Genomic DNA, 9846 nt, shown 5'->3' on the forward strand with positions numbered 1-9846 from the left:
GGTTACAAAGAGTTTCTACTGGTACGGTCCTGAACTATATCCCTGTTCAAGTTGGTGAAGAAATAAGTCCAAGTTCAACTGCTCAAATTATTCGTGCACTTTATGATACGGGTTTTTTTCAGTCTGTTTCTCTGGAACGTCAAGGTAATATATTAATTGTCAATGTAGTGGAGCGTGCAACAATAGGATCCATTACAGTAGTAGGGAACAAGGAAATTCCTTCTGATAAAATGAAGGCATTTCTTAAAGAAATGGGTTTGGTTAAAGGAAGAGTATTCCAAAAATCTTCATTAGAGCGTCTGGAGAAAGAACTTAAGCAAGCTTACACAGCTAGAGGGAAATATAATTCTCGCATAGAAACAAAAGTTACTTCTCTAACTGATAACAGAGTAGCAATTAACATTACAGTGTCCGAAGGCCGAGTTTCACGGATTAAAGAAATAAAAATAATTGGTAATCATGATTTTAAAACAAATGAACTACTCCCTGAGCTGGCATTAAGCACCAGTAATTTATTTACCTATTTTACCAAGAAGGATCAATACTCAAAAGCAGGAATGGATGCTTCTTTGGAGGCATTACGTTCATTTTATTTGGATAGAGGGTACTTGAAATTTAACATCGTTTCTTCTCAAGTCTTATTATCACCAGATAGAAAAGATGTTTACATCAATATTCATATAGAGGAAGGCCCTCAATATCATTTTTCTGGTTATGATGTTGTTGGAAAAACGATAATACCTCGAGAAAAAGTAAATTCACTCATTCAAGTGAAACAGGGAGAAGTGTTTTCTCGTAAAAAAGTCACTGAATCTATCTCTGCAATTGGATTAGCTCTAGGGGATGTAGGATATGGTTTCCCTGCAATAAACGCTGAACCCAGAATAGATGAAAACAACAAAACGGTATTTATTAATTTTGTAGTTCAACCAGGTCGACATGTCTACGTACGACGAATTAATTTTCATGGCAATACCAAGACGGGAGATTATGTATTACGGAATGTGATGCGTCAGGATGAAGGAGGCGTTCTTTCCCTACATAATATAAAAGAATCTGAACGTCAGTTACGTTTGCTAGGTTATCTCAAAAATATTGACGTTAAGACTACTCCTGTTCCGGGACCAATAACCAGGTCGATCTGGATGTCAACGTTGAGGAAGCACCTTCAGCAGAAGCAAGTGCCTCTATAGGGTATGGCACCAATGGTTATCAATTCAATACATCGGTAAACCAACGTAATTTCATGGGTAGTGGCCGTTCATTGGGAGCTTCCTTTAATGCAAGCCAATGGGGACAAGATTATTCTTTTAACTATTACAACCCATTTTATACCGACACGGGTGTAGGCCGAGGAGCAAGTTTATATTATAACAGAATTGATCCTACCAATTTGAATGTCAGTACCTATAGTTCTAATCGTTATGGTGGTGATATTAGTTATAATTTCCCCTTAGGCGAGAAGAGCAGTTTTCAGCTGGGATATGGCTACCAAGATGTAGACATTAGATCAGTAGGTTTAGTGCTTCCAATTATTAATTATGTTGCTTTGAATGGAAACCATTTTCAAGAAATAAGATTAACATCCGGTTGGAGCAGAAACAGCTACGATCAAATGCCTTATCCTAATAAAGGATTTAATCAACAAGCGATTGCAATGGTAGCTTTACCAGCCACCTCTCAGTCTCTTTCATATTATAAAAGTTCTTACCAAGCGCGCTTATATTATCCTTTAACCCGAGGTTGGATTTTTACCGTATTAGGTAATGTGGGCTATGGAAATACTTTTGATGATACAGGATTGCCATTTTTCGAAAACTATTATGCAGGGGGTACTGCTCAACCAGGCCAAGTTCGGGGATATGATAGTTATTCTTTGGTCCAAAGGATAATTTTGGAAATGCCATGGGTGCAAACTTTTTGCTTAATGGGAGTGCTGGCCTTATATTGCCTTATCCTTTAAGCCGAGATAATGTAAGAACAACTATTTTTGCTGATGCTGGTAATGTGTTTTCTTATGGAACACCCCCTGCTTTACGTGGAACACCAGCAGGGCCTATGCGTTATTCTGCAGGTATTTCTTTAGAGTGGCGTTCGCCGTTTGGCCCGTTAGCTTTTAGTTTGGCTAAGGCATTGAATCCACAACCATTGGACGAGACACAATATTTCCAATTTGCTCTATCTTCAGGATTCTAAGAAGTCTTTTTCGAAACCTTGTGATAAACAGCCCTATTTAAATTTAAGGCCTTAATTGTAATAAAAGTAAAGGCCAGTTTTCTGCTCAATTGAGATGTTGGTTTTCTTTCGAAAACTCGACTGTAAAACAATTGTTGATAGAGAAGTCTATTGTTAAAAACTAGTGCTGTACATATCGCAACCTTTTTCGAATTGTGCTAGCATTTCTAACTTTAATTTAGGAGATAATTATGAAACGTGTGGGTGCGGTGTTAGTCGCATTGGTTTTGAGTCTATTTGGCACGAGTGTTTTTGCTGATTGGGCAAAAATTGGCGTTGTTGATTTGCAAAAAATCATGCAAACTTCAAATCAAATGAAAGAAATCCAACAAAAATTGGAAAAGGAATTTAAACCTCGTCGAGATAAGTTAGTTGCTAAGGAAGCCAGTCTAAAAAGCGACATGGAAAAATTCAAGCGTGATAGTGCTATAATGAGTGCTACTCAAAAGAAAGAGTTGGAAAAGAAAATTGTTGCCGCGCAACAACAATTTGAGCGCGATGGACAGCAATATCAACAAGAATTGAGCACTGCTCATAACGAAGCTATGGAAACTTTATATACTAAAGTTCGCAATGCAATTACAAAAATAGCTAAAGATGAGAAGTACGATATTATTGTCCAAAAAGATGCGGCTCCTTTTAGCACCGAAGCGCTTGATGTAACAGACAAAGTTATAAAAGCAATTAATTAATACGGCGGATGCCTTGCTAACCTTATCAGAATTAGCGCATTGCTTGGGTGGTGTTTGGCATGGAAATGCCAAACACACTATTTCAGGTTTATCTTCCTTGTTCCGTGCTACCCCCAGAGATTTGGTCTTTTTTGATAATCCCTCCTTGTTTTTCGCCTTGCATTTGACTAAGGCTGGTGCCGTGCTATTAAAATCAGAGTATGTCGAAAGCTGTCCTGTAAATTCTATAGTTGTTTCTAATCCCTTGGAAGCAATGATTAAAGCAGCTGAGGTATTAACTAATCCCCAGAACACCGGCATTCGGGGAATTCATCCTAGTGCACAAGTCCACCCGTCTGTTAGATTAGGGAAAAATATTTCTGTCGGTGCTAATAGTGTAATACATGAAAATGCACAATTGGACGACAATGTTACTATTGGTTCTAATACAACAATTCACCCTTCAGTGTGCATTGGTAAAAGCAGTCAGATAGACTCCGGGGTGGTGATTCACTCAGGCTCATTGATAGGACAAGCCGTTATTATAGACTCTGGTTGTATTATAGGTGCGGTTCCTTTTAATTACAATAAGGAACATGGCATTTGGCAACATGGGCTAACTATTGGTGGTGTTGTAATTTGTCAGGAGACACGGATTGGTGCGAATACAGTAATTGATAGAGGTTCTGTAGGTGATACCTATGTGGGTGAGAGAGTTTGTATAGATAGTTTGGTGTTGATTGCTCATGATGTTTATATAGGGAATAATACAGCAATTGCAGGTTGCGCTGTTATTGGTGCTAGGACGCAGATAGGCTCGGATTGTATTATAGGAGGGGCAAGTTGTCTTGCTGCTAATATTCACCTGGCTAATGATATAGTAATTACTGGAATGTCTACAGTGATTAAGTCCATTACTCGATCGGGAATTTATTCTTCAGGAACCATAGTCCATGACCATCAACGATGGCGTCGTAATGCGGCACGATTTAAGCGTTTAGATGATTATATAATGAAGCTGAAGACGATAGAGAAAAAATTTAATAATAACAATTAATTATACTTTTATAAAATAATTTCAATGATACGAAATAATATATTTTTGAAATTTCTAATTGATTAGAATGCGCTAAAGCAAGATAATGAGCCATTTTCTAATACGATAGATTATTACATGAGAAATCTGGTATGAGTGAAGCGATAGAAATAAATCAAATTTTTAGTTTATTACCACACCGCTATCCGTTTATTCTGGTTGATAAAGTGATAGATTACAAGGAAATGGAATATCTTATTGCAATCAAAAACGTCACTATTAATGAAAATTTTTTTACAGGACATTTTCCAGGAAATCCCATTATGCCTGGGGTATTAATACTTGAAGCTTTAGCTCAGGCTTGTGGTATTTTAGCGAATTTGTCTCGTCAACCAAGAGAAGGGTATGAATTTTTGCATTATTTTGCTGGTATTGATAATGCACGGTTTAAACAAGTTGTTACCCCAGGAGATCAGTTACGATTGGAAGTGAAATTGTCAGGGCAAAAAAGAGATTTTTGGCGTATGTACGGAGAAGCCTATGTTGGCGATAAATTGGCTTGTTCCGCAGACTTATTAAGCGCATCAAAGGAAATTAAAAAGTGATAGATGAAAGAGCAATGATTCACCCATCGGCAAAGTTGGCGAAAGGAGTGTCCGTAGGCCCTGGGACAGTGATAGGTGCGAATGTTGAGATTGGCGAAAATACATGGATAGGCCCTCATGTCGTTATTGAAGGCCCCACGGTCATTGGAAAAAACAATAAAATTTTTCAATTTGCTTCAGTAGGCAACGAACCTCAGGATATTACCTATAAGAATGAACCGACTCGCCTTGAAATTGGTGATAATAATATCATTAGAGAATATTGCATGATAAGCCGAGGAACTGTTAAGGGCGGTGGAGTTACTCGCGTTGGAAATAATAATTACTTAATGGCATATACTCATATAGGGCATGATTGCTTGGTAGGTAGTCACATTATTATGGTAAATTATGCGGCGTTATCTGGCCATGTTACCATCAATGATTATGCTACTATAGGAGCTTATGCTGCAGTTCATCAATTTTGCCAAGTGGGTGCTTACGCTTTCATTGCCCGAGCGACTTATGTGACCAAGGATGTATTACCGTATATCATGATTGCAGGTCATACCACGTCGGCTTGCGGGATAAATACTGTTGGTTTACGACGACGTGGTTTTTCTTCTTCTGCAATTGACTATTTGCGACGTGCCTATAAAATTATTTTTCGAAAAGGGTTAACCGCCCAGCAAGCAGTTGCAGAATTGGAGCAAATTCAAAACGAATGCCCTGAAGTTATTCCTATGGTTGATGCATTGAATCAATCGACAAGAGGAATTGTAAGGTAACCTAATGATTATTGTTCCCTATCTGGTCATAGCCATTGGAGGTTCTTTGGGCGCCATATCGCGTTACCTGGTAACAATTATGGCGCAAAATGTATGGGGAATAAACTTTCCTTATGGGACACTGATAGTGAATATCGTAGGATCGTTCCTTGCTGGTTTCTTTCTTACTGTGCTGGTTGGTCGTTTTAGTGCTGAAGAGTCATTTCGTTTATTCTTGTTTACTGGTTTTTTAGGTGCTTTTACCACTTTTTCCAGTTTTGCTGCAGAATCATTATTTATGTTTGAACAGGGATATTGGTTTAAGCTAATTACAAATATATTAATTAACAATATCGGTTCATTATCCATGGTATTAATTGGATCATTAATTGCTAAATGTATATTGTTAGGACATCCTGACCCAAATTAATTTAGAGTATTAGCCTATGTTAGATAATCAATTACTTCGAGAGAATCCAGAGTACGTAGCATCACAGTTATCCAAGCGAGGATTTCAATTTGATATTATAGCGTTTGGTAAGTTGGAAGAAAAACGTAAAGCCTTGCAAGTAAGTACTCAATCTTTGCAAAACGAGCGTAATTTACGCTCAAAAGCAATTGGTGAGGCGAAATCACGGGGAGAGGACATTGGGCCTATGCGTGATGAAGTTAACAAAATTGCCGCAAAATTAGAGCAACAAAAAGCTGAACTGGATGATGTTCTTAAACAGATTGAGACAATCACTTTATTATTGCCCAATATTCCTCATGAATCTGTGCCTGTAGGTAAAGACGAGTTGGATAATCAGGAAATTAGAACATGGGGTGAAATACCCTCTTTTTCCTTTCCAGTAAAGTCTCATGATGAATTAGGAGAAGCATTGGGGCAAATGGATTTTGCGTTAGCCGCTAAAATCACAGGCAGCCGTTTTGTGGTAATGAAAGGGCAGATAGCACGATTGCATAGAGCTTTAATTCAATTTATGTTGGATGTTCATACAGAGCATCATGGTTATCAGGAAATATATGTACCTTATATTGTTAATTCAGACAGTTTGTTAGGAACAGGGCAATTGCCAAAATTCGAAGCAGACTTATTTAAATTAACAGGTGATAGTGGATATTATTTAACTTCCACCTCAGAAATTCCAGTGACTAATACAGTTCGCGAAATGATATTATCTGCCGATCAGTTGCCTATTCGCTATGTTTGCCATTCTCCTTGTTTTCGTAGTGAGGCAGGGTCTTATGGAAAAGATACTAAGGGGATGATTAGGCAGCATCAATTTGAAAAAGTTGAGCTAGTCTGGATTACCAAACCTGAAAACTCTTATGAAGCTTTGGAGCAACTGACCCAGCATGCTGAAGTTATTTTACAGCATTTGAATTTACCATATCGAGTAGTAGCTTTGTGTACTGGCGATATTGGTGCTGGATCAGCCAAAACCTATGATCTTGAAGTATGGTTGCCGAGCCAAAATACCTATAGGGAAATCTCCTCTTGCTCAAACATGGAAGCTTTTCAGGCTCGCCGTATGAAAGCACGTTTCCGAGATTCAGAAACTAACGAAATTCAATTAGTGCATACTTTAAATGGCTCAGGTTTGGCTGTAGGGCGAACTTTGGTAGCTATTATGGAAAATTATCAGGATGAACAGGGAAATATTCGCATTCCTGATGTTTTGAAACCGTATTTGAGTGGATTAGAGATTATTTCTGAGTAAACTACTCTTTATATACAATGTTAAAACTCTAGTGTGCAAGTTATATTTTCATTGTGTTATAATTATACATGTAAGATGTTTTTGAGAGAAAGTATGACTAATCAAACTCTAAAATCTAAATGGCATGAGATTAAAAAGAAAACAGAAGCTGAGAGTCTAAATGCTCCGGTGGATACAGCTAGTAAAATTAAAAAACTTTATCTTGATACCCAACTAGGTAGTCCCGTTGATACTCTTGAGGAGGCTGATGCGCAACGTAATAATTTCGGACCTAAAGATACCCAATTGGAAACGTCAGAAAACGATGAGTTAGATCATCTCAATAGACCTACTCTGGGTTAGTTAATCGAAAGAGCAATATTTAGACAAGCTCCACTCGTGGATACTGTAATTATTTTATATTCAGAATTTAAAGCTTATATAGAAATGCTATCAGGTATTGGATAGCCTGATTATTTGCAGCATACCCAACATAATCTCATACTAAATAAAAATAAAAGCAAAAAGCACATCATTTAATAATTCCTTAATCAAAATGATTTATTATTATATAAATAGATCAATATTTGTGTTTTATAGGTGTAATTTATACATTTAATAATGTTAATTATCTCTTAGTTTAAAGATATTTAATTTTTACTTATATGCATGTGAGGTACTAAAATGTTCACCAAATTAAATAAATTGAGTAAAATAATAGACCCTTTCTCAAATGCAACAAAAATGTTTACAAGGCAAAGATTTATTGGTTTTTCATTGGAAGGAATACAGAATCGTGGAATATCCACCTATGCCGTTGACCGATTTAACGAGGAGTGGGATAAACTAGAGAAACAGGAAATTGCTAAAGCGATTACACTAAATACAATTGTATCTACACCTCATTTCAAACGACAAGAAGTGGCATTACAACCACCCTTTCCTCCTGGTAAAAAACAACATCCATCAATAAAATATGGTTTGGCCGAGACTTATGGACACTTATGTCAAGTTGATAAAATTAAAGATCAGGTTGTTTGTGTCGAACATTTGTTATTGATGCGTACAGCAGTAGCAGTCACAAGAAAACCACACCCCAAGATTTATGAAGCAGCTATCACCATAGGTTCGATACTTGGAAAAGAATTATCTAAACTAGATAAACAAACTCTTGCAAGTCTTTTTGAGATTGGTTCTAGTATAAAAGAAAGTCGTTCGCAAGATGTGCTCGAAGATCAACGTCGATTAATTAGTATCTTACAAGATCCTGAAAAGGCACCACCACAACAACTTTTAAGAGTCCTTGAGGTTGTTTTATCTCCCTTTGGTATGCTTGCGAATACTTATGGTGGCAAGTTCTGCAAAATACAAAAAGCGAAACAAGAAGGGAAGGATGTCAGTGGATTAGAGTCCTTTATGGGTGAGATGATGCTTTCCTTAAAACCATTCCACGTTCCTTATATCAAATCATCAGGTGCTCCATATGCTCACTTACAAATGCAGCAGTATAGACTAGGCGCTCAAATATCAGAGGGTGAGCTTGTTACTGTAAACCATTACCTTGAATGTTGTACGCAGAAAGAAGGCTTAATTCCAGAGATTCCTCAGTTGCGTAGTGTGGTAGTGAAAGATCCAACTGGTAGGACCCTACATCTCCATGATCATTTGAATCTTCCCCATTTCTTTGATGTTTCTGGTACCACTGGAGCAGTGATGCAAGCTGCATTAGGACTTTTACATAGGGCTGGCAGGTCAGATCTTGTAGAGTCTCCAAAAGCAATTATGCTTTTAGGTATGGTTTTAGCAGGCTGTAACTTTTACAAACAAGGGTATCATAACTATTATGAAGTTTACCCAGCTCTGCAATGGGTTATTCATCATGTAGGGGAAGAAAAATTTAAAGAGTTGGCACCTATACAACTTCTTCAAGCTGTCCCAGAGGTTCTGAAGGGATGTGTCGATCCATCAAGTGAAATGTCACCAATAGTGAGTGAAGTAATGGATCTAGTTACGGAACATTTCGAATTGCACTATGAGTTGTATAAGCAACATCTTCGGGAAAAAGCTCAGCAAGAACAAGAGTCAACGCCAACTACTCCATCAAATACAATATAACGTGCTGTTCTCCAGGGACGGAGAAAGCACATGCACACCTTGTTCCTAACAGTCGCTACAACTCTTACATTGGTTGGAATGTAAATACTAAAAAACTAATCCACCAAAAAGATAGTAGTCTTAGCCTATTACCTTTTCATCATGTATTCAATGTCCAATCCAAGTATTTCTTCTACAGGGGTATATGATTGTACTTCGAGTAATTCGGGGTTAATGTGGTGAATGGGAATCCCATTGTTTGAGTGACTTGTAACACATTTAACATCGCATAATAATTCGTATTGGCCAATTTGTCCGTAATATTCTTTAGCTATTTCCATCCATGCTTCTTTTTCACTTGGAGAAAGAGCATTTAATATCTCAGGGTTATAAAAAGGTTGAGTGCCTAAAAAGCGTGGTTCTGCCGGATTAATATTTAATCCAACAAGTTTTGTGCCTGTAGGTAGAGTTTTCACTTCTGTATTGATCTTCTCAAAATTAAATAATTTTAATTGCAACTTAAGATGTTCTGCACTATGAGGGCGGGGTATATATTGAGAGAAACTACTAGATGCACTGGTTATAAATTTATTTGGAAAGAAACTTTTCGAGAATTTCGATAACATAAAGAACCTTATTAAAAATATAAGCTAAAAAATTTTAGCACAATATTAAAAATAAATCGATAGGATTTAGTGATAGTGTCAAACCAATTTAAAAAATGTCCCCTTGATCTCCAATTTAAAAAATGTCCCT

Annotated in this window: 9 protein-coding genes and 1 pseudogene; 9 read left to right on the forward strand and 1 reads right to left on the reverse strand. The window is 37.2% G+C overall.

Going from position 1 to position 9846, the window contains the following annotated elements:
* The 9 genes and pseudogenes from bamA to OK13_RS12915 all read left to right on the forward strand — a co-directional run.
* Positions 1-2196, forward strand: a pseudogene (bamA, locus tag OK13_RS12875) (outer membrane protein assembly factor BamA); the annotation flags it as partial.
* A gap of 230 nt (positions 2197-2426) precedes the next feature.
* Positions 2427-2927, forward strand: coding sequence for an OmpH/Skp family outer membrane protein (locus OK13_RS12880; RefSeq protein ID WP_035891402.1), 501 nt, complete (start codon positions 2427-2429; stop codon positions 2925-2927).
* A 13-nt stretch (positions 2928-2940) separates the two neighbouring features.
* Positions 2941-3963, forward strand: coding sequence for a UDP-3-O-(3-hydroxymyristoyl)glucosamine N-acyltransferase (gene lpxD / locus OK13_RS12885; protein WP_035891405.1), 1023 nt, complete (start codon positions 2941-2943; stop codon positions 3961-3963).
* A 131-nt stretch (positions 3964-4094) separates the two neighbouring features.
* Positions 4095-4547, forward strand: coding sequence for a 3-hydroxyacyl-ACP dehydratase FabZ (gene fabZ / locus OK13_RS12890; RefSeq protein ID WP_035891407.1), 453 nt, complete (start codon positions 4095-4097; stop codon positions 4545-4547).
* Positions 4544-5314, forward strand: coding sequence for an acyl-ACP--UDP-N-acetylglucosamine O-acyltransferase (lpxA, locus tag OK13_RS12895; protein ID WP_035891410.1), 771 nt, complete (start codon positions 4544-4546; stop codon positions 5312-5314). The genes fabZ and lpxA overlap by 4 nt, the downstream gene beginning before the upstream one ends.
* Before the next feature lie 4 nt (positions 5315-5318).
* Positions 5319-5723 carry a fluoride efflux transporter CrcB gene (gene crcB, locus OK13_RS12900; RefSeq protein WP_035891413.1) on the forward strand — a complete coding sequence of 135 codons (405 nt, stop codon included), beginning with the start codon at positions 5319-5321 and terminating at the stop codon, positions 5721-5723.
* A gap of 16 nt (positions 5724-5739) precedes the next feature.
* Positions 5740-7017 (forward strand): serine--tRNA ligase, encoded by a 1278-nt coding sequence (serS, locus tag OK13_RS12905; protein WP_035891417.1) that lies wholly within the window; start codon positions 5740-5742, stop codon positions 7015-7017.
* A gap of 93 nt (positions 7018-7110) precedes the next feature.
* Positions 7111-7359 carry a hypothetical protein gene (locus OK13_RS12910; protein WP_035891419.1) on the forward strand — a complete coding sequence of 83 codons (249 nt, stop codon included), beginning with the start codon at positions 7111-7113 and terminating at the stop codon, positions 7357-7359.
* Positions 7360-7680: 321 nt separating this feature from the next.
* Positions 7681-9111, forward strand: a complete 1431-nt coding sequence (locus OK13_RS12915; RefSeq protein ID WP_035891421.1) for a hypothetical protein — start codon at positions 7681-7683, stop codon at positions 9109-9111.
* Positions 9112-9239: 128 nt separating this feature from the next.
* Here OK13_RS12915 and OK13_RS12920 read toward each other — a convergent pair whose 3' ends face one another.
* Positions 9240-9716 (reverse strand): hypothetical protein, encoded by a 477-nt coding sequence (locus tag OK13_RS12920; protein ID WP_052117690.1) that lies wholly within the window; start codon positions 9714-9716, stop codon positions 9240-9242.
* Positions 9717-9846 lie beyond the last annotated feature (130 nt).

The sequence above is a fragment of the Legionella norrlandica genome (genome assembly GCF_000770585.1).
In the GTDB taxonomy this organism is placed as follows: domain Bacteria; phylum Pseudomonadota; class Gammaproteobacteria; order Legionellales; family Legionellaceae; genus Legionella; species Legionella norrlandica.